This is a genomic window from Cytobacillus massiliigabonensis, from assembly GCF_900199725.1.
In the GTDB taxonomy this organism is placed as follows: domain Bacteria; phylum Bacillota; class Bacilli; order Bacillales; family Cytobacillaceae; genus Cytobacillus; species Cytobacillus massiliigabonensis.
Window position 1 is genome coordinate 2,364,753 of the sequence record NZ_LT904904.1, and the last position, 20,717, is coordinate 2,385,469.

General features: G+C 38.1%; 21 protein-coding genes and 2 pseudogenes. 11 read left to right on the plus strand and 12 right to left on the minus strand.

What is annotated here, in order from left to right; translation table 11 throughout:
* Window positions 1-4: 4 nt before the first annotated feature.
* The 8 genes from C1726_RS22830 to narI all read left to right on the plus strand — a co-directional run bounded on the left by C1726_RS22830 (window position 5) and on the right by narI (window position 8,577).
* The gene (locus tag C1726_RS22830; RefSeq protein WP_102275259.1) at window positions 5-733 is read left to right on the plus strand and encodes an AAA family ATPase; all 729 of its coding nucleotides are present in this window, start codon (window positions 5-7) and stop codon (window positions 731-733) included.
* Window positions 734-957: 224 nt separating this feature from the next.
* Window positions 958-1,383, plus strand: coding sequence for a hemerythrin domain-containing protein (locus tag C1726_RS22835; protein ID WP_102275260.1), 426 nt, complete (start codon window positions 958-960; stop codon window positions 1,381-1,383).
* 40 nt (window positions 1,384-1,423) lie between these two features.
* A complete protein-coding gene (locus C1726_RS22840; RefSeq protein WP_102275261.1) occupies window positions 1,424-1,735 on the plus strand; it encodes a hypothetical protein in 312 nt (103 codons plus the stop codon).
* A gap of 14 nt (window positions 1,736-1,749) precedes the next feature.
* Window positions 1,750-2,046: a hypothetical protein gene (locus C1726_RS22845; protein WP_102275262.1), complete on the plus strand. Its 297-nt coding sequence runs from the start codon at window positions 1,750-1,752 to the stop codon at window positions 2,044-2,046.
* The gene (locus tag C1726_RS22850) at window positions 2,027-5,710 is read left to right on the plus strand and encodes a nitrate reductase subunit alpha (RefSeq protein ID WP_102275263.1); all 3,684 of its coding nucleotides are present in this window, start codon (window positions 2,027-2,029) and stop codon (window positions 5,708-5,710) included. Before C1726_RS22845 ends, C1726_RS22850 begins: the two co-directional genes overlap by 20 nt.
* Window positions 5,700-7,202 carry a nitrate reductase subunit beta gene (narH, locus tag C1726_RS22855; RefSeq protein WP_102275264.1) on the plus strand — a complete coding sequence of 501 codons (1,503 nt, stop codon included), beginning with the start codon at window positions 5,700-5,702 and terminating at the stop codon, window positions 7,200-7,202. The genes C1726_RS22850 and narH overlap by 11 nt, the downstream gene beginning before the upstream one ends.
* Complete coding sequence (narJ, locus tag C1726_RS22860; protein ID WP_102275265.1) at window positions 7,199-7,801, plus strand: nitrate reductase molybdenum cofactor assembly chaperone; 603 nt, start codon at window positions 7,199-7,201, stop codon at window positions 7,799-7,801. The genes narH and narJ overlap by 4 nt, the downstream gene beginning before the upstream one ends.
* Before the next feature lie 83 nt (window positions 7,802-7,884).
* On the plus strand, window positions 7,885-8,577 hold the full coding sequence (gene narI, locus C1726_RS22865; protein WP_102275266.1) for a respiratory nitrate reductase subunit gamma: 693 nt from the start codon (window positions 7,885-7,887) through the stop codon (window positions 8,575-8,577).
* Window positions 8,578-8,746: 169 nt separating this feature from the next.
* Here the strand turns inward: narI and C1726_RS22870 are convergent, their stop codons facing one another.
* The 3 genes from C1726_RS22870 to C1726_RS22880 all read right to left on the minus strand — a co-directional run bounded on the left by C1726_RS22870 (window position 8,747) and on the right by C1726_RS22880 (window position 11,360).
* Entirely contained in the window at window positions 8,747-10,240 is a 1,494-nt protein-coding gene (locus tag C1726_RS22870; protein WP_102275267.1) for a nitrate/nitrite transporter, read from the minus strand.
* Window positions 10,241-10,375: 135 nt separating this feature from the next.
* Complete coding sequence (locus C1726_RS22875; RefSeq protein WP_102275268.1) at window positions 10,376-10,804, minus strand: cell wall hydrolase; 429 nt, start codon at window positions 10,802-10,804, stop codon at window positions 10,376-10,378.
* Window positions 10,805-10,913: 109 nt separating this feature from the next.
* Complete coding sequence (locus tag C1726_RS22880; RefSeq protein ID WP_102275269.1) at window positions 10,914-11,360, minus strand: OsmC family protein; 447 nt, start codon at window positions 11,358-11,360, stop codon at window positions 10,914-10,916.
* Window positions 11,361-11,517: 157 nt separating this feature from the next.
* Between C1726_RS22880 and C1726_RS22885 the strand changes: the two are divergent.
* Window positions 11,518-11,796: pseudogene (locus C1726_RS22885) on the plus strand (exodeoxyribonuclease III); the annotation flags it as partial.
* A 1-nt stretch (window position 11,797) separates the two neighbouring features.
* On the opposite strand, the pseudogene C1726_RS22890 reads toward C1726_RS22885, so the two are convergent.
* From C1726_RS22890 to C1726_RS22900, 3 genes and pseudogenes are all read right to left on the minus strand, one after another.
* A pseudogene (locus C1726_RS22890) lies at window positions 11,798-12,526 on the minus strand (MFS transporter); the annotation flags it as partial.
* Window positions 12,527-12,661: 135 nt separating this feature from the next.
* Window positions 12,662-13,090, minus strand: a complete 429-nt coding sequence (locus C1726_RS22895) for a cell wall hydrolase (protein ID WP_102275268.1) — start codon at window positions 13,088-13,090, stop codon at window positions 12,662-12,664.
* A gap of 109 nt (window positions 13,091-13,199) precedes the next feature.
* The gene (locus tag C1726_RS22900) at window positions 13,200-13,646 is read right to left on the minus strand and encodes an OsmC family protein (protein WP_102275269.1); all 447 of its coding nucleotides are present in this window, start codon (window positions 13,644-13,646) and stop codon (window positions 13,200-13,202) included.
* Window positions 13,647-13,803: 157 nt separating this feature from the next.
* Between C1726_RS22900 and C1726_RS22905 the strand changes: the two genes are divergently transcribed.
* Window positions 13,804-14,559 carry an exodeoxyribonuclease III gene (locus tag C1726_RS22905; protein WP_102275271.1) on the plus strand — a complete coding sequence of 252 codons (756 nt, stop codon included), beginning with the start codon at window positions 13,804-13,806 and terminating at the stop codon, window positions 14,557-14,559.
* A 54-nt stretch (window positions 14,560-14,613) separates the two neighbouring features.
* On the opposite strand, the gene C1726_RS22910 is transcribed toward C1726_RS22905, so the two are convergent.
* From C1726_RS22910 to C1726_RS22935, 6 genes are all read right to left on the minus strand, one after another.
* Window positions 14,614-15,330, minus strand: coding sequence for a hypothetical protein (locus C1726_RS22910; RefSeq protein ID WP_102275272.1), 717 nt, complete (start codon window positions 15,328-15,330; stop codon window positions 14,614-14,616).
* Window positions 15,327-16,205 carry an ATP-binding cassette domain-containing protein gene (locus C1726_RS22915; protein WP_102275273.1) on the minus strand — a complete coding sequence of 293 codons (879 nt, stop codon included), beginning with the start codon at window positions 16,203-16,205 and terminating at the stop codon, window positions 15,327-15,329. The genes C1726_RS22910 and C1726_RS22915 overlap by 4 nt, the downstream gene beginning before the upstream one ends.
* A complete protein-coding gene (locus C1726_RS22920) occupies window positions 16,198-16,566 on the minus strand; it encodes a GntR family transcriptional regulator (RefSeq protein WP_102275274.1) in 369 nt (122 codons plus the stop codon). The genes C1726_RS22915 and C1726_RS22920 overlap by 8 nt, the downstream gene beginning before the upstream one ends.
* 214 nt (window positions 16,567-16,780) lie before the next feature.
* The gene (locus C1726_RS22925) at window positions 16,781-17,470 is read right to left on the minus strand and encodes a Crp/Fnr family transcriptional regulator (protein ID WP_216629080.1); all 690 of its coding nucleotides are present in this window, start codon (window positions 17,468-17,470) and stop codon (window positions 16,781-16,783) included.
* Between the two features lie 2 nt (window positions 17,471-17,472).
* Window positions 17,473-19,371, minus strand: coding sequence for a heavy metal translocating P-type ATPase (locus C1726_RS22930; RefSeq protein WP_102275275.1), 1,899 nt, complete (start codon window positions 19,369-19,371; stop codon window positions 17,473-17,475).
* Between the two features lie 10 nt (window positions 19,372-19,381).
* Window positions 19,382-19,609, minus strand: a complete 228-nt coding sequence (locus tag C1726_RS22935) for a heavy-metal-associated domain-containing protein (protein ID WP_102275276.1) — start codon at window positions 19,607-19,609, stop codon at window positions 19,382-19,384.
* Between the two features lie 260 nt (window positions 19,610-19,869).
* Between C1726_RS22935 and C1726_RS22940 the strand changes: the two genes are divergently transcribed.
* A complete protein-coding gene (locus C1726_RS22940) occupies window positions 19,870-20,712 on the plus strand; it encodes a MurR/RpiR family transcriptional regulator (protein WP_102275277.1) in 843 nt (280 codons plus the stop codon).
* The last annotated feature ends 5 nt before the right edge of the window (window positions 20,713-20,717 follow it).

The following is a 20,717-nucleotide window of genomic DNA, read 5'->3' on the forward strand; positions in this document are numbered from 1 at the left end:
CATTATGTTTTTAAAGAGGATTTGCCTTTTACGTGACCAAATCCCATCCTTTAATCAGTATCCGTTTTCAATCCCTTCCATCAGCAGTATCGAAGAAATTAAGTTGGATCATGCTGTTACTTTTTTTGTTGGTGAAAATGGATCTGGTAAATCGACCTTATTAGAAGCGATTGCTGATAAATGTGATTTTAATACGGCTGGTGGCGGAAGAAATAACACATATGAAGTGCATGCATCAGGTTCTTCTTTGACAGATTATATCCGTTTATCCTGGATGCCAAAGGTGACAAATGGATTTTTCCTGAGAGCGGAATCTTTCTACCATTTTGCCTCTTATTTAGATGAGGTAGATAATACAGGATTTAGGCATTATGGTGGAAAATCTTTACATGAGCAATCACATGGGGAATCATTCTTTTCTTTATTTCTAAATCGTTTTAAGGGAAATGCAATATATCTTCTAGATGAGCCTGAAGCAGCACTTTCACCACAAAGACAGCTATCGTTCCTGCGCATTATTCATGATTTAACAAGTAATGGAAATGCTCAATTTATTATTGCCAGTCATTCACCTATTCTATTAGGCTATCCGAATGCAAAAATATTTAGCTTTGATCATGGGGTGATTGCTGAAGTAGCCTATGAAGATACAGATCATTTCCAAATAACAAAATACTTCCTGCAAAACCGAGAAAGGTTTTTAAAGGAGCTTTTTTTAGAAGAGGGTGAATAAGGAATCATCATTTATTTGCAGTGAACAAAATTGAAAATTTTTATTAGAAGATGGATATTTCCGAGCTGGAAACATTCATCTTCTTTTTTTGCATATTTTGTCAAAAACTAATAAAGTTCACAATTTAAGTCGTATTGACAAGTTTAGTAACTACTAATGTGGGGAAACTGTCTAATAAATTTACCAGGACTGCTAGACAGTAGTTTGGAAGGAAGGGAAAGCGAATGTCAGGACCAAGTTTAAAAAAACCGGATGCCCATTCATCGATCCATGAAGCAGCTTTAAATGAAGCAAAAGAACTGAGGGATATTTTTCAGCGCTGTTTGGAGGATGGGCAAACAGAAAAAGCACTCCAAGTGGCTGAAGTTATTATTGAACATTGGGAAACGAGAACACTTAAGCATGCAGAATCGGAAGAAGAGGGTTTATACAAAGAGATGGTCATGGAAAATCCTGAATTGAATGAATTAGTTGTTCAACTTACACGAGATCATGACATCATGAGGCGAATTGTCCAGCAAATGAAAGAAATGCTGCATAAACAAGAGGTTAATGAGAAGTTCACGAAGTTAATGGACGGCGTCATCATTGTTGATGTAATTCATAACGAGGATGAAATGAATAAATTGCTGCCGAATAGCAAACACTAACGCAGGGAAATTAAGGAAAATAGTAGCAAGGAGGATCTAAATGGGAGAATTCAAACTTCAAAAGGAAGAATCAATACGTATTGCCGCTCCAATTCTATATAGAAGGATGATAGAAACCTTTGAAAAATATAATATTCATCCATATGATGCCCATGGAACTGTAATCAAAACGCAAGATTGTCTAGAAATTACAATTAGGCATTCAAATAGCTTTACTGAGATTGCACGAACAGAAATTAGTTTTGAGCAAGCACTCCAGCCTGATGAGAAACTAACTTGCTTCTTCGAACAAGCTGCTGAAAAATGCAAGAACCAATTAATTACTGACTATTTTAAAATGATAAAGCTTTAGAAAGGGCTGATCGCGTGTTTTCATTTGAAACAGATGCATTACTTGTAGATGATCGAGAAGACCTAATTGCAGTTTTACGCATGAGATTCGGATCCCTATCAGGAGAAATAATCGAGAAAATTTATGAAATAAATGAATATAGCACGTTGCAGCGGCTTATTCTTGCGGCAGCCAATGCAGCGAATTGGGATGTTTTTGAAGAGGAATTACTGGCTAGTAAAGACTCATTTCGCATTCTGGGAGAAGAATTTAATCCACTAAGAGATAGCTTAAAAGGAGGAGAAGGCTTAGATGGAGCAAAGACAAAATAAGCTTATTCAGGCCCTCAGGCATTTGAAGCGCGGGAATCGAATCAATGATGGCTGGACGGAAGAAAGCCCTCGTCCTCGTAATTCAGAAGATCTCTATAGAAGGCGTTGGCAGTATGATAAAATCGTTCGCTCCACACATGGAGTAAACTGTACAGGCTCATGCAGCTGGAGAATTCATGTCAAAGATGGAATTATTGCTTACGAAACTCAGCAAACAGATTACCCCTCCACTGGTGAAAACTTTCCAGATTATGAACCTAGAGGTTGTCCAAGGGGAGCAAGCTTTTCTTGGTATACGTACAGTCCGACTAGAGTTAAGCATCCATATGTCCGCGGGGACCTTTATGAATTGTGGAAGGCTGAGTTGAAATCAGCGGATAATCCTGTCCAGGCATGGGAAAATATTGTAACAAATCCTGACAAACGGAACAAATATGTTAAGGCTCGAGGAAAAGGCGGCTTTATCAGAGGGAGCTGGAAGGAGCTCTGTCAATTAATTGCTGCTTCTACCATATATACAATCAAAAAATATGGACCTGACCGGATTGTCGGATTCAGTCCGATCCCCGCTATGTCAATGATAAGTTATTCTGGAGGGACAAGATTTCTCTCTTTAATAGGCGGGACGATTCTAAGTTTTTATGATTGGTATGCAGATTTGCCGCCTGCTTCTCCACAAGTATGGGGCGATCAAACGGATGTTCCAGAGAGTGGTGATTGGTATAACACAAAGTATTTCATCATTTGGGGAACAAATATCCCGCAAACAAGAACACCAGATGCACATTTTATGGTTGAATCCCGCTACAATGGCACGAAAGTTGTCGGAGTGAGTCCAGACTACGCTGAATACGATAAATTTGCCGATATTTGGCTGCCAGCAAAGCCTGGTACAGATGGTGCGCTTGCAATGGCGATGACTCATGTGATTTTAAAAGAATTTTATGTTGATAAAGAAACGCCGTATTTTATTGATTATGCAAAGCAATATACAGATCTTCCGTTCCTCGTCATTTTAGATAAAAAGGATGGAGGGTTTCGATCCGATCGATTCTTAAGAGCTTCCGATATTGAAATGAATCATGAGCTTGGTGAATGGAAAACAGTTGTTTGGGATGAAAAGACGAATCAAATGGTTATTCCTACAGGAAGCCAAGGTTTTCGCTGGGATAGCGGCAATAAGTGGAATCTAGATTTAAAGAGTGAAGATGGGCAAGAAATTAATCCGAAGCTGAGCTTTCTGAAGGATTCAGATAAGGTTGCCATGGTTGATTTCCCATATTTCGCTAGAAAGGAAGGCTCAAAGGTTGGACGGGGTGTGCCTGTAAAAGTAATCAAGGACCAGTCTGGGAATGAACTGATAGTTACAACCGTCTACGATTTAATGATGGCTCATACCGGCATTAATCGCGGGTTAGAGGGGGATTATCCATCCAACTATAACGATCCGGACAAACCGTATACTCCAGCATGGCAGGAAAGTATTACAGGTGTGAAAAAGGCACATGTTATACAAGTAGCAAGAGAATTTGCTGAAAATGCAGCTCAGACAAATGGTAAGTCAATGATTGCGATGGGTGGCGGGACAAATCACTGGTTCCATAGTGATCAAATCTATCGTTCCATTTTAAACCTTGTTTTACTAACAGGCTCACAAGGTGTGAATGGCGGCGGCTGGGCCCATTATGTTGGACAAGAGAAGGTGCGCCCAATCGAAGGATTTTCCCAAATTGCCTTTGCCAATGATTGGGTAAAATCACCACGATTTATGAATGGGACATCATTTTTCTATTTTGCAACTGAACAGTTTAGGTATGAATATTTGGCAGACGGCGAGAAAAATGAATGGGGCGGCAAATACAGCAATATGCATCCAGCTGATTTCAATGCGATGTCCGCAAGGTTAGGCTGGCTCCCGAGTTTTCCGCAATGGACCCAGAACTCACTCGATGTGATGAAGGAAGCGCGGGAAAAATATAAAGACGATGAGCAGGCGATTTTTAAAGATATCGCAAAACAAATTTCAGATGGGAAAATTAATTATGCAATCGAGAATCCAAATGATCAGCGGAATTTCCCTCATATTTTCTTTAACTGGCGCTCCAATTTACTAGGAGACAGCGGGAAAGGGCATGAATACTTTGTTAAGCATTTAATTGGTTCAGATGATTCAGTTCTGACAGATACCGAACATTCTTGGCAGCCTGAAAAGATAAATATTGATGAAAAACCGCCAGAAGGAAAAACCGATTTATTTATTGCAATGGATTTTCGGATGACAAGCTCAGGGTTATTTTCAGATATCATTTTGCCAGCAGCAACTTGGTACGAAAAATTTGATATAAGTACAACAGATCTCCACCCATTTGTGCATCCATTTAATGCTGCAATTTCACCCCCTTGGGAAACGAAGAGTGATTGGGATGCTTTTAGAGAAATAGCGAAGGAATTTTCTGAGCTTGCTAAAGAGCATCTTTCTGCACAGGAGGATATAGTGATGGCTCCATTAGCCCATGATACGGTTAATGAAATTGCTCAGCCATTGGGCAAAGTAAAGGATTGGCGAAATGGAGAAGTGGAAGCGATCCCTGGTAAAACGATGTCCAACTTAAACATCGTCAAACGCGATTATCCAAATGTTTACAATATGTGGACAACAGTCGGTCCAAATATACGAAACGGTTATGGGACAAAAGGCGTAAAGGTGAATGGAGAGAAGGCATACCAAGAATTGCTTAATCGCCTTGGGGTTTCCAAGCGTGAAGGTGTGGGAAAAGGTCATCCAGATCTCTATTCTGACAAGCAAGCTATTAACGCTATTCTCCTTATGTCTGGCGCAACAAATGGGAAAAGGGCGGTTGAAGGCTGGAAGTCCATGGAAGAAAAAACCGGTAAAAAGCTTGGACATATTTCAGAAGCGAGAGAAGAGGAAGATTATACATTAGATGCCTTAAGTGTTCAGCCTCGCCAAACCATTTCAACTCCAGTTTGGAGCGGATTAGAAAATGATAATCGGCGCTATTCACCATTTACAGTAAATAAAGAATACAATATCCCTTGGCATACATTAACAGGACGCCAAAGTTTTTACATCGATCATGAAGTAATGCTTGATTATGGGGAAGGACTGCCATTATATTTGCCTCCTGTAAATCTATCTCCATTTTTAAAAGGAGAGAAAGAAGTAGAGAACAAAGGCAAATCATTAACACTCCGCTATATGACACCTCACCAAAAATGGGGCATTCACACGATGTTTACAGACACAAATCAGATGGTTCAGCTTTTCCGCGGATGGCAAGTGGTCTGGCTTAATGAAAAGGATGCTGCTTCAGCAGGTATTAAAGACAATGATTGGATAGAGGTTTATAACCGCAATGGAGTAGTTGCAGCAAGAGCCATTCTAACTTACCGGCTTCCACGCGGTGTTGCCTACATGTACCATGCGCAGGATCGGACTATGGGGGTTCCCGGGAATTCAATTAATAAAAAACGCGGAGGCACCCATAATAGTGTGACACGAATTAATCCGAAATCGACTCATATGATTGGCGGCTATTCACAGCTAAGTTATGGATTCAACTATTATGGACCGACAGGAAGCAATAGAGATACAATGACCGTGATCCGTCCGTTGAAGGAGGTCGATTGGCTTGAGAATTAAAGCTCAAGTAGCGATGGTAATGCACCTGGATAAATGTATTGGCTGCCATACTTGTTCTGTGACATGCAAAAACACATGGACAAACCGTCCTGGCATGGAATATGTCTGGTATAACAATGTCGAAACCCGCCCTGGTCCAGGCTATCCAAAGGAATGGGAAAATACGGACCGCTATAAAGGCGGATGGACGCTGAGAAATGGCCAGCTTCATTTACGGGCAGGCGGACCTGTTTCAAAGCTCGCTAATATTTTTTACAATCCAAACATGGCAACAATTGATGACTATTATGAGCCATGGACTTATGACTTTGAGCATCTTCATAAAGCTCCGAAGAAGGATAATTTACCAGTTGCACGTCCAAAGTCGATGATTACCGGTAAATATATAGATAAGCCAGAATGGGGATCAAATTGGGATGATGACCTTGCAGGCGGCAGTGAAATTGTCCCAATGGATCCGAATGTGCAAAAGCTGCAGGAACATATTGCGATGGAATATGAGAAAACATTCATGATGTATTTGCCGCGAATATGCGAGCATTGCTTAAATCCATCCTGTGTTGCCTCCTGTCCATCCGGGGCGCTTTATAAAAGAGATGAAGACGGGATTGTCCTTGTGGATCAAGAGGCTTGCCGCGGATGGCGTTTCTGTATGAATGGATGCCCGTATCATAAGGTGTATTATAATTGGAACACACATAAAGCGGAGAAATGTAATTTCTGTTATCCAAGAACAGAAGCGGGGCTGCCAACAGTTTGTTCCGAAACATGTGTTGGACGGATTCGTTATATTGGTGTTGTGCTGTATGATGCGGATCGTGTAAAGGAAGCTGCATCAGTTGAAGATCCTAAGGATTTATATGAAGCACAGCTATCTGTTTTCCTTGATCCAAATGATTCAGATGTGATTGAAAAAGCACGTGAAGCAGGTATTAATGAGAGCTGGATCAAAAGTGCGCAGGATTCACCAATTTATAAAATGGCAATGAAGTGGAAGATTGCATTGCCGCTCCATCCAGAATACCGTACACTTCCAATGGTTTGGTATGTACCGCCGCTAAGTCCAATTATGAATCATATTACAAATGAGCATGATTTAAGCATGGATGGCTATATTCCTGCGGTAGATGATATGAGAATACCGATGGAATATTTAGCTTCGTTATTATCTGCTGATGATACAACTGTCATTCGCAGGGTTCTGCTAAAAATGGCTGCGATGCGCGTTCACATGCGAGCGAAAACGGTCGGAGGCATGGATGAAATGAAGACAAGCAAACTGCTTCAGGAAGCTGGAACAACAATGGAAGAATTAGAGGATATGGCGCGACTTCTCGGGGTAGCAAAATATAATGAACGTTTTGTCATCCCAACAGGAAGACGTGAAATGGACGTTAACCTACATTATCGTCAAGGGGCTTGCAGTATCGAAGGTTTAGCACCTGCTGAAGGAATGGTTACGTATCCTTATGAAAGAAGTGATCTAGGATGAAAGAAGAACTAGCAGAGCTGCTTATTGTCACTGCACGCTTCTTGGATTACCCCGACCGAACATTTTTTGAGGAATGTTCAAATATTGATGTGTATTTAAAAAAATACATTTCCTCTGAAGAACTGCAAAAGGAAATGTCTCAGCGATTAATGCCGCTTTTTTCATTAGAATTGAAGGAACTGCAGGAACTTTATGTAGAAACCTTTGATTATAAAGAGAAAACAGGATTGTATTTAACAGCCCAAGAATTAGGGGATAGCAGAAGACGCGGGGATGCGTTAATTCGCTTACAAAGATTAATTGCTGATTTAGGATTTGAAAAGGTAGGTATAGAATTGACGGACTATATTCCGATGCTGATGGAGCTACTTGCTGTAGCTCCTGAAAACGAGGAAATTCGCCACTTAAAACGGAGACTTGCTTATGCGATCCATCGAATCTTTTCACAGGTTTCAAGCAGCAACCCATATTTTCAAATTTTTGATTCATTAATGACCCATGTCTTTGAGGCACCTAGTTCAGAAGAGATTGCTCGATTGCTCAACGAACGGGAGGAAGCCGATTTAGATGAATTGCCTTACCCGATGATCTATCGTTAATTATTTGTTTTCGCATTACAGGGACTTTTAACTGGTAGAAATTGTTAAAATCATACGAATGAAACCTGCTAAGGAGGACAGACATGGGATTTTTTTGGTGGGGGATTTTTCCTTATATTTTTGGAACCATATTAGTCGTTGCTTCTATTTATCGCTTTGTCTTTCGCGGGACGAGCTGGCATGCACCATCAACAGAGATTTTTGAGAAAAAGTGGTTAAGAATCGGTTCATTGCTTTTTCATTGGGGAATTCTCTTTGCGTTTATTGGACATGTAATGGGTGTATTGATACCAATTGAATTTTATGAGTCAATTGGTGTTACTGATCATCTTTACCATTTTGGAGCTATAGCAGGCGGTGGAATTGCAGGTCTGATGGTTGTAATAGGGTTAATTATTCTCCTGATCCGCAAGTTTTCTAACCCAAGAGTCAAAGTGCATGCTTCATTTGCTGACTATTTTACAGTAATATGGCTAATTGTTGTTGCAGGGTTAGGAACGTATATGACTCTTGTTTATAATACAACGGTTGTAGCATATGAATATCGGGTAACGATTGGACCATGGTTTCGAAGTCTTTTTACTCTTCAGCCCGAGTATGAACTTATGACAGCGGTTCCTTTATTGTTCCAATTGCATGTGTTATCTTCATTCATTTTATTTGCGGCTATTCCCTTTACTCAGCTGATTCATATGTTCAGCTTTCCTGGCCGTTATCCTGCTCGTGCACCACAGCAATATCGGGCACGCGATGGATATAAGAACAGCCGCCCGTAAAAAATAATCACTTTCCGTTTTGGAAAGTGATTATTTTTTGCATTCGATAAAATTTTCGAACAGCAACAAAACATTATCGAACATCAGTTAGGTGTTGTCAAAAAAAATTTGAAATTATCGAGCATTTCTTTGTGTTTATCCTGCAATATCTTAAGTTTATCTAGTATTGTCACTGTTGTGTAATATCACTAAACATTGCGACATGCTTTTGAGGATGACCTGCTTCGTCCTTAAGGGTACTAATCGTTAACCACTCAAGATAGGTTTCCCCACTTTTTCGTTTGTTCCATATTTCTCCTTGCCAATACCCGTATTCATCAATTTCTTTCCACATATTTTTGTAAAATTCTTTATTATGCTTTCCAGAATGCAAAATATTTGGCGTTTTGCCAACAGCTTCATCTAATGTGTAACCAGTCATTTTTGTAAACGCAGGATTTACTTGTTGAATGACTCCATTGAGATCAGTAACCATAATTCCTTGACCTGTGCTTTCCACAATTTGATTGGCAAGTGTCAATTTGTCCTGATAATAAAGCCAAACAACAAGGATTGTACTTGCTAATGCAAATTCGGATAGTGACATAAACCCAATGGCATAGTGGCCAGTCCAATTGTGCAAAATGGTTAAAATAATTGGTGGGAAGAAACCGCCTAATCCGCCCATTGCTGAAACAATCCCATTGACAATTCCAGCTTGCTTTGAAAAATAAAGAGGTACTAGCTTGAAAATTACCCCATTCCCAATACCGGCACATATGGCTACAGCCAAGCAGCCAACTGTGTAAACAGGAAGGGAGGGTGTAAAAGATAATAAAAATCCTGCAAATGTTAATCCAGAAAAAACAAAAACTAAAATTAAAAAAGAATTAAACTTATCCCCGAGCCAACCGCCAATAGGTCGCAAGAAAGTTGCTAGAGCGATGAAACCTGCAGTACGGAAGCCTGCATCCACTTTTTCTAATCCAAAATGATTAACTAGAAAATTGGGGAGGTATATGGTAAACGCAACGAACGATCCAAATGTAATAAAATAAAATAGGCTAAGAAGCCAAAGCTTAGGATTTTTATAGACACTTTTAAATTGCTGAGAAAAAATGGCATGGACTTTTTTCTCTTTGCGATCACCAAGTGTAAAGTTTAAAAGTGCCACTAATATTAATAAGATGATATAAAATTGAATCGTTAAGCGCCATCCAAATGAATCAGCAAGGACAGGTGCTAAAAAAGATGTTAGGGCTGTACCTATGTTACCCGCACCGTAGATTCCATTTACAAAGCCGTGTTTTTCTTTAGGATAATATTTAGGAAGAGAGGTGACTCCTACTGAAAAAACAGCTCCTCCGATTCCCACGAGCAGACCGCCAAGAATCAAAATGATAAAAGAGTTAGCCATGCTAATAATAAATACAGGCAAGATAAGGATGATAAAACTAATCGTAAAAATGGTTCTTGCTCCATATCTGTTTGTCCAGAATCCAATTGGTATTCGAAGGAGCGACCCTAGAATAACAGGCGTTGCGGTCACTAATGTCATTTGATTGGCTGTAAGTGAAATATCAGCAGAAATATAGGGCATCAAAGACGAGAGAATGACCCAGACCATAAATCCTAGAACAAGACTGGATGTTTGCAATGTTAACTGGAAATTTCCTTTCTGCATGATAAGCTCCTTTCTATTTATTCCTATTTGTAGTTTGCGTTTATGTACGCTTTTCATACTTATAACCGATTTGTCCATACATTACACATATAATTAAAAAAATGCTTACTCCGCAGGCGGAATAAGCATAAATGTTTAAAATGTATTGTAGACATTTTCACATTCAACAGCTAATGGCTCATAAAAACAATGAAGTTTAAAACGGCCAACTAGGGGTTGATTGTACCAAGTTGGCGGACAATCCCCAGGAGGGCGGAAATACCATAAAGCATATTTTGCTGGCCATGGTCTTTCACCTCTTACTGCACGACGAGCTAAACGTCTTTCACTTTCCCTTGGTCTTTGATAAAAATATCCCTTTTGAACGGCTTCAAAGGCATGAGGCTGATAGACCATATCTGGAATCGTTCTTAATCCTTTAAAATCAGAACAATTTGCTCGAATTCTATTAATGCCTACAGCACCGACAAGCATCATTCCTTGGATGCCTTCTCCTTCAGCCTCAGCCCGAAGCAATCTTGCTAATAAATCAATATCTGATTGATTATGTGCAACAACTGCCATGTAATCACCACCAATGATGTTCTACAGTTAGCATATTGCTAAGGTTATGAAATGATGTTTGTCTAATTTAATTCCATATAGAGCTGAGTTCAAAAAACAGATCTGATAATTATTCCTTCGAAATTGAAACATTCAGTTCAATTTCCACATTTCCTTTTAATGCACGGGAAATCATGCATGAGGTTTCCGCTTTTTTTGCAAGTTTCAATGCAAGCTCAGAATCTGCATCAGTCGCATCTGTTTTAAGAACAATGACTGGGCGGTGTATAATTTTTTTATAGGTAATAATGCCTTTAGTCACATCAACTATACCAACAGACTCCATTGTTAAATCAACTTTTTCCAGCTTGCTGCGCTCCATCATCGCAGCTAACGTAATAATGTAACAAGTGGCAGCAGCTCCAAGCAGCATTTCATCTGGATTTGTTCCTATTCCCGGTCCATCCATTTCGGGCGGAATGGAAACCTTTGTTTTCAATTGTCCAGTTTCAATATTACCAACATCATTGCGCAAGCCAGGCCAATGAGCTTTTAAAAGAAATTGATGTTCTGCCATGTAAATTCCTCCTTTTCTATAACTATAAACGATTTTTCTAAAAAATTCGCTTTATCATGTTTTCTTAAATCTATTAGGAATATCAAATATATGCATGAAAGAACGATCCATGTTAATCTAGTATTCTAATAGAATTTTTATAAGGAGTATTTCAACAATGAAATTTGTTTCATGGAATGTGAATGGACTTAGAGCCTGTGTAAAGAAAGGCTTTTTAGATTATTTTAATAGTATTGATGCAGATATTTTTTGTATTCAGGAGTCAAAGCTTCAAGAGGGACAGATAGAACTGGACTTAGACGGCTACTACCAATTTTGGAATTATGCTTTGAAAAAAGGGTATTCTGGAACGGCTATTTTTACTAAGAAAAAACCTCTTTCCGTTAAATATGGAGTAGGGGATAATGAGACTGAAAATGAAGGCAGAATTATTACGNAGTACGGAAGCCTGCATCCACTTTTTCTAATCCAAAATGATTAACTAGAAAATTGGGGAGGTATATGGTAAACGCAACGAACGATCCAAATGTAATAAAATAAAATAGGCTAAGAAGCCAAAGCTTAGGATTTTTATAGACACTTTTAAATTGCTGAGAAAAAATGGCATGGACTTTTTTCTCTTTGCGATCACCAAGTGTAAAGTTTAAAAGTGCCACTAATATTAATAAGATGATATAAAATTGAATCGTTAAGCGCCATCCAAATGAATCAGCAAGGACAGGTGCTAAAAAAGATGTTAGGGCTGTACCTATGTTACCCGCACCGTAGATTCCATTTACAAAGCCGTGTTTTTCTTTAGGATAATATTTAGGAAGAGAGGTGACTCCTACTGAAAAAACAGCTCCTCCGATTCCCACGAGCAGACCGCCAAGAATCAAAATGATAAAAGAGTTAGCCATGCTAATAATAAATACAGGCAAGATAAGGATGATAAAACTAATCGTAAAAATGGTTCTTGCTCCATATCTGTTTGTCCAGAATCCAATTGGTATTCGAAGGAGCGACCCTAGAATAACAGGCGTTGCGGTCACTAATGTCATTTGATTGGCTGTAAGTGAAATATCAGCAGAAATATAGGGCATCAAAGACGAGAGAATGACCCAGACCATAAATCCTAGAACAAGACTGGATGTTTGCAATGTTAACTGGAAATTTCCTTTCTGCATGATAAGCTCCTTTCTATTTATTCCTATTTGTAGTTTGCGTTTATGTACGCTTTTCATACTTATAACCGATTTGTCCATACATTACACATATAATTAAAAAAATGCTTACTCCGCAGGCGGAATAAGCATAAATGTTTAAAATGTATTGTAGACATTTTCACATTCAACAGCTAATGGCTCATAAAAACAATGAAGTTTAAAACGGCCAACTAGGGGTTGATTGTACCAAGTTGGCGGACAATCCCCAGGAGGGCGGAAATACCATAAAGCATATTTTGCTGGCCATGGTCTTTCACCTCTTACTGCACGACGAGCTAAACGTCTTTCACTTTCCCTTGGTCTTTGATAAAAATATCCCTTTTGAACGGCTTCAAAGGCATGAGGCTGATAGACCATATCTGGAATCGTTCTTAATCCTTTAAAATCAGAACAATTTGCTCGAATTCTATTAATGCCTACAGCACCGACAAGCATCATTCCTTGGATGCCTTCTCCTTCAGCCTCAGCCCGAAGCAATCTTGCTAATAAATCAATATCTGATTGATTATGTGCAACAACTGCCATGTAATCACCACCAATGATGTTCTACAGTTAGCATATTGCTAAGGTTATGAAATGATGTTTGTCTAATTTAATTCCATATAGAGCTGAGTTCAAAAAACAGATCTGATAATTATTCCTTCGAAATTGAAACATTCAGTTCAATTTCCACATTTCCTTTTAATGCACGGGAAATCATGCATGAGGTTTCCGCTTTTTTTGCAAGTTTCAATGCAAGCTCAGAATCTGCATCAGTCGCATCTGTTTTAAGAACAATGACTGGGCGGTGTATAATTTTTTTATAGGTAATAATGCCTTTAGTCACATCAACTATACCAACAGACTCCATTGTTAAATCAACTTTTTCCAGCTTGCTGCGCTCCATCATCGCAGCTAACGTAATAATGTAACAAGTGGCAGCAGCTCCAAGCAGCATTTCATCTGGATTTGTTCCTATTCCCGGTCCATCCATTTCGGGCGGAATGGAAACCTTTGTTTTCAATTGTCCAGTTTCAATATTACCAACATCATTGCGCAAGCCAGGCCAATGAGCTTTTAAAAGAAATTGATGTTCTGCCATGTAAATTCCTCCTTTTCTATAACTATAAACGATTTTTCTAAAAAATTCGCTTTATCATGTTTTCTTAAATCTATTAGGAATATCAAATATATGCATGAAAGAACGATCCATGTTAATCTAGTATTCTAATAGAATTTTTATAAGGAGTATTTCAACAATGAAATTTGTTTCATGGAATGTGAATGGACTTAGAGCCTGTGTAAAGAAAGGCTTTTTAGATTATTTTAATAGTATTGATGCAGATATTTTTTGTATTCAGGAGTCAAAGCTTCAAGAGGGACAGATAGAACTGGACTTAGACGGCTACTACCAATTTTGGAATTATGCTTTGAAAAAAGGGTATTCTGGAACGGCTATTTTTACTAAGAAAAAACCTCTTTCCGTTAAATATGGAGTAGGGGATAATGAGACTGAAAATGAAGGCAGAATTATTACGCTTGAGTTTGAAGATTTTTACTTAGTAAATGTATATACTCCGAATTCGCAGAGGGATTTAGCCCGACTCTCGTATCGATTGGAATGGGAAGAAGAGCTTCGAATCTATCTCCAAGACCTTGATCAATTAAAACCAGTTATTTATTGCGGGGATTTAAATGTCGCTCATCATGAAATTGATTTAAAAAATGCAAAATCTAATCATGGAAATTCCGGGTTTACAACGGAAGAACGGGGAAAGATGTCGATCCTATTGAATTCCGGTTTTGTTGATTCATTCAGGTATGTTTATCCTGATGCAGAGGGTGCATATACTTGGTGGTCCTACATGATGAAAGTTAGAGAAAGGAATATTGGCTGGCGGATCGATTATTTTATCGTTTCCGATCGATTAAAGAATTCGATTCAAGCGGCTGAAATCCACAGTGAAATTATGGGCAGTGATCACTGTCCGATTGTATTGGAAATGGAATTGTAGAAATTTGATGTAACCAAAAAGAAAAGGCATCGTATGGAGCCTTTTCTTTTGGTGTTAAGATTTTATGCTTAAATTTAGTTTTGTACATCTTTCAAGAGGACCGTTTCTCATAATGAAATAGGATAAGAAAATTAGAAGACAAGAAATGCCAGCTAGAATATGAACAAAAGTAAGATGCTTGCTTATCATGAATTGGATGAATGGGCTAATTTCCCCAAAAGCTATATAAGAGATTGCAAGGATGAGAAGTATTGTTGCAGCAATCATAGTTCGTACTGTTCCAAAGTAATACCAGCAACTGCAAAGAAATAATCCGATACCGAAAAGAATGATCCCCCAAAGTAAATCGATCCAAGGATAGAGAAGGGGACTAGCTCCTTTTACTAAATCACCCATATGAATTAGTTTAGCTGAAATAATTTCCTTATTAGCTAAATAGTCAGTAAGTAAATAAAATGCATTCAAGATCAATGTGGTCATTAATAGAAATATTCCAGTGTTTGCTATTGTGCTAAGTAAAAACTGTTTTCTCGTACCGCCTAAAGAAATCGTATATTTATATGCTTTAGTGTATGCTAAGAAAGGATAGTACAAAAACAAGCTATAATAAGGTCCAAAGCTTGCGCCAACAGTAAATGTATCGTGTGATGCCAATATTTTTCCTATAATTAAATAGACAAGCGATAGGACAAGGGTTGCACCAGTCAATATATAAAACTGAATACGCAAATCTTCGAAAATGACACGGAAAGGTCCTTTAAATGTATTCATTTACCTTTTGCCTCCTTATTTCTCTTTGTAATATTAACAAGATAGTCCTGTAGAGGTGCTTTCTCAATATTGATATTCAATTGGACTGCTCTAGAGATCCATTCATCATTGAACGGTTCATCTAACATGACACTCATCTGATTGCCTAATTTACGCTGATCTAAGATTCTGCTGCGGGCAGTTAGAGGTTCGATTGAAGACACATCACCAGTTAATATGATTCCGAGCATTTTTATCTTTTCTGTCTCATCATATTGAGTAATCGTTTGCTTATCGACAATAGCAATTTTTTCACATATTGGTTCTATTTCATCAATATGGTGGGAGGATAAAATAAATAAACGTGGATGTTCTTCATACGTATCAAGCAGCGCATCGTAAAAAACCTTTCTCATATATGCATCGAGGCCATTTGTTGGTTCATCCATAATCGTAATGGGTGATTTACAGGCTAATCCAATCACCATCGTTGTCATTGTCTGCATCCCTTTTGAAAAACTTTTTATTCGTTTTCTTCTTGGCAGTTCGAACATTTCAACAAGTTCATCTGCTAAATGATGATCCCAGTTCTCATTGAAATAGGAAGCGAATCGAAGTGCATCGTTCACATTCCAAAATTCAGAAAATGGGTGATTTTCTTGCATATAGCTAATGTATTTCATACTGTTGCTATTATTATAAGGTGATGCATTATGCACAAGTATTTGACCAGTATCAGGCTTTTCTTGACCGGAAAGCAGTTTCATTAACGTTGTTTTCCCTGCACCATTTCTTCCCCATAATCCGACAATGATTGGTTCTTCCTCAAGTAAATTGACATTTGTAAGCGCAGGCGTATTTCCATATGAAAACGATAAGTTCTTTACATTAATCATTGGAATCCTCCTTAATAAAATAAATAATCTCCTCTTCCGTTAAATGAATCCGTTTTGCTTCATCTAACATGGGCTGAACAAACTGCTTATAAAAATCCTGTTTGCGTTTCGCAAGCAATGTCTTTTTGGCACCTTCTGCAACAAACATTCCAACACCCCTTTGTTTAAATACGAGACCAGCATCTACAAGGATTGCTAAACCTTTTTGTGCAGTTGCTCGATTGATTTGATAGAATTTTGAAAGCTCAGTAGTCGATACGACTTGATCTCCTTCTTTTAACTGTCCATCAACGATATCATCAGCAATCATATCTGCAATTTGCTGGAAAATTGGTTTTGAATCATCAAAAGTAGATTTCACAGTTCTCTCCTTCTTTTTTAATATTGTTGGTTAGTTGATTACTTGTGTAATCAACTATAACATATTTGGATAATATTTGAAAAGTTTTTTTTACAGAAAAAAAGAAAATGGGGGAAAGGATGAATTATGACGTTAAACGAGCTAGAATACAGGAAATATATAGTTGGCATATTTAATAATAAAAGGCATCACCATATGTGATGCCCATGTTTGTTCATATATTTCGTAATTGATCCAATTCCAAAAGTTTAATATTTTTTTGCCCAGATAAGATGAGAAAGCCTTGCTCCTGAAATTCAGCTAGTTTGCGGCTAATACTTTCAGGTGTTGTTCCGAGATAGGAGGCAAGCTCTTTTTTGCTTAAGGGAAGGGTAAAGCTAAGGGAGCCTTCTTTTTCTGCCTGGTTTACAAGATAAGATGCTGTTCGCTTTTCAACATCCTTAGAAGTAAGATCGCTGACTAGTTTTTCCACATTCAAGAGGCGTTTACTAAATTCATCAAGCAGTTTTAAGGAAATGGATGGCCATTTCAAAAGAAATGCCTGTAAATCCTGCTGCCGCATGATACATATTTCTGTGTTTTCCATTGTTCCTGCATAATGGTCAAACGTACTCTTAGAAAAAAGGGAAAGCTCACCCATGAAATCTCCAGGTTCCATGATGCGAATGAGCTGTTCTTTTCCTGTTTCTGAAAGGTAATAAATTTTCACACGACCACGATGAAGAATATACATATAATCAGAATTCTCTCCGGCTTCATAAATAATTTCACCGCGAGAAAATTTTTTCATATGTGTAGTTTTTACGATCTCCTTCATCTCATCTTGCTTTAAATGATTAAATATAGGGACTGCTGAGATACAAAGCTGATTTTTCTCGTCCTCTACGTGTCTGCAGCTGCTCAATTTTATGCACCCTTTTCTGATAGGAATACAGAAGCTATTTGTTTTTGCTCTGTTCTTTTGTCTTTATTATATCTTACAAGTCGAATGGCGTTAACAATGACAATAAGGACGCTTAATTCATGAATCAGCATACCCGAAGCTAGGAAAACTTTTTTAAATAAAACACCTGCAAGGAGAAGGAGAACGGTGCCAACAGCAAAATAAGTATTTTGCTTCATGTTTCTGACTGTTGATTTTGCAAGCTTACGTGCTTGAGGGAGACGATCCAGTCTGTCGGACATTAAGACAACATCTGCCGTTTCCATTGCAACATCAGTGCCAGCTCCACCCATTGCAATACCGATATCTGCAGCGGCAATAGCAGGCGCATCATTAATTCCATCCCCAACCATTGCCACACGATAGCCAGCTTGCTGGAATTCCTTAAGCTTTACAACCTTATCATCTGGAAGCATTTCAGCCATAACGTAATCGATGCCAAGCTGATTTCCGACAAGTGCAGCCGTATGAGGATTATCACCGGTAAGCATAATCACCTTTTTAATTCCATCTGATTTCAGATTTCTAATGGTTTCCTTTGCTTCTGACCGGATTTGATCGGCAATGGAAATAATACCGCATAATTCGTTGTTAAAAGCGGCGAAGATGACTGTGTTACCCAACTTTTCACTTTTTAGAGCAGCTCTTTCCATTTCTTTTGAAATATAAATTTCCTCCTTATGCATAAGCTTTCGATTCCCTATAGCAAATGTCTGTTCATTTACAATACCAGTAATTCCTAACCCTTTAATAATTTCAGCTTCGGATGGTTTATCAATAATAGGAAGATTCCTTTTTATTGCTTCTTGAACGATTGTTTGACCTAGATGGTGTTCAGATACTGTTTCTGCAGCTGCAGCAAGCTGCAAGAATTTATTTTCCTGCATTGTATAAGTGAATATAGAGATTACCTCGGGCTGCCCCTTTGTTAATGTACCGGTTTTATCAAAAATCACTGCATCTATACGAGCTAAATTCTCAATTATTTCTCCGCTTTTTATAAGGATGCCATTTTTGGCCCCATTTCCAATTCCAGCAACTATGGAAACAGGGGCAGAGATAACTAGTGCACCCGGACAGGCAATCACGAGAAAGGTAAGTGTTAATTCAAAGTCTCTCGTGAATATCAGGACAAAAATTGAGAAGATTACAATTGCTGGTGTATAAAAATGGGCAAATTTCTCTACGAATTTCTGTGTCTTAGCTTTCGAGTCCTGTGCTTCTTCAACAAGCTCAATAATCTTGGCAAAGGTTGTGTCCTCTCCAACTTTATCTGCTATCACTTCGATATACCCGTTATCAACGATTGTTCCAGTAAAAACATAATCCTCCGTACTTTTTTTAACAGGTACGGGTTCGCCAGTAATAGCAGCCTCGTTAATAAATGCCTGACCGGATATTACTTCTCCATCAACTGCAACCTTGTCTCCGGATTGGAAAAGAACATGATCACCTTTTCGTAGATCATTAAGCGGCAAATTGATTGTTTGTTCGTTTCGTATCACCTTTGCCTCAAGCGGTGCCAGATCCATTAATGATTTTAAGGATGAGCGAGTTTTCTCAAATGTGCGTGTCTCAAGTAATGCACCGAATAGAAATAAAAAAGTCACTGCAGCTGATTCGATGTATTCCCCAATGAATATTGCTCCAATAACGGCAATCGTTACAAGCAATTCAATACTGAAAGTTTTCATGCGGGCAGACTGGAGTGCTTTAATCATAATTGGAATTCCGGCAATAAAAGTTGAAGTAAGTAAAATGGCATTTTTAAGAGTTGTAAGATTGAATATATGAAATATAAATGCTGCTAATAGCAAAATAGCAGTGATAGAGACAATGAATGACCTTTTTTTATTTGACAAATTAAACACCTCAGCTTTCTGATTCTTTCTTTGATAATACGGGATAGCCAAGCTTTTCAATCATTGTATGAAGCTTTCTCACATCCGTTTTTGTTTCATCGAATTCTGTTTTTACTTTACTAGAGTGAAAGAGGACTTTAGCTTTATGAACACCTTCCTGTTTGTTTAATGTTCCCTCAATCTTTTTAATGCATGATGGACAAGTAAGTGTCTCTAATTGATAGATGGCAGTTTTCATTGTTCGTTTTCCTCCTGAAATGTAATAGTATCCTTTTGTCTATATTCTAGAAGGAGAGAGTGGAGTATTCCTTGATGTATATCAAGATATAGAAAGTTAAATTATTTTTTAGTAACGATTATTTATTAGAAATAATCGATTAAATTTTCTGAATAATCATTGTTTTAATACTAAAAATATGTTAGATTTTTATAAATGAAGCAGAAACTTCATGAAATATATCAATAAAGTACAAACTTCATTTTGATAGGTGAGTAAAAATGGATATTAAAGAATTGATTCATAGTGAATTCAGTCGGCTTTCAAAAGGTCAGCAAAAGACGGCCAAGTATTTATTAGATCAGCCAAAAGATTTTGCAGTAAAATCCGCCAGTGAGATCGGGAAAAGTATAGGTGTCAGTGAAACAACGGTGATCAGGTTTTGCTACTCGATTCAATTATCAGGTTTCTCCGAGTTGCAAAGATTGGTTAGAGAGCAGCTTTTGGCTGAAAGCAGTACATTAGGGCAATATTTTACAAGTAAACTCAAGCTGGCAGAAAAACCTCACTTTTATGCAAGTGTTATGGAGAAAGATTGTCTCCATATTCAAGAAATGATACGTACTATTCATGAGGAAGAGTTTGACCAATTTGTAAACCAATTAATTCAAACGAAAAAAGTATACATTACAGGATTAAGGTCTTCTTTTGCAGTGGCAAGCTGGCTAGCCTTTACACTTGGACTTATTCGGGGAAACGTTAAACTTCTCCGTCCGGAAACAGATGATCTTCTACTAACCATTAGTGAAATGGATGAAGCTTCTGTCTTTATAGCCATTTCATTTGATCGCTATATGAAAGATACGATTAAATTAGCGGAATTGGCAAAAAAACAAGGGGCCTTTGTCATTGGCATTACAGATTCTCCTGTCGCTCCTATAAATAAACATGCGGATATGCTCTTTGCCATTCACATATCTGAAAAATCGACGATTGATGCAGCACCAGCTTTATTTTCCTTTTTAAATGCTGTTATTGCTGGAGTTTCAATTAAGGATAAAGAGCAATTTGAAAAAAGAAAGAAACAATATGAAAAACTGGATGGCGAACACTTTTTCATTTAGTCAGG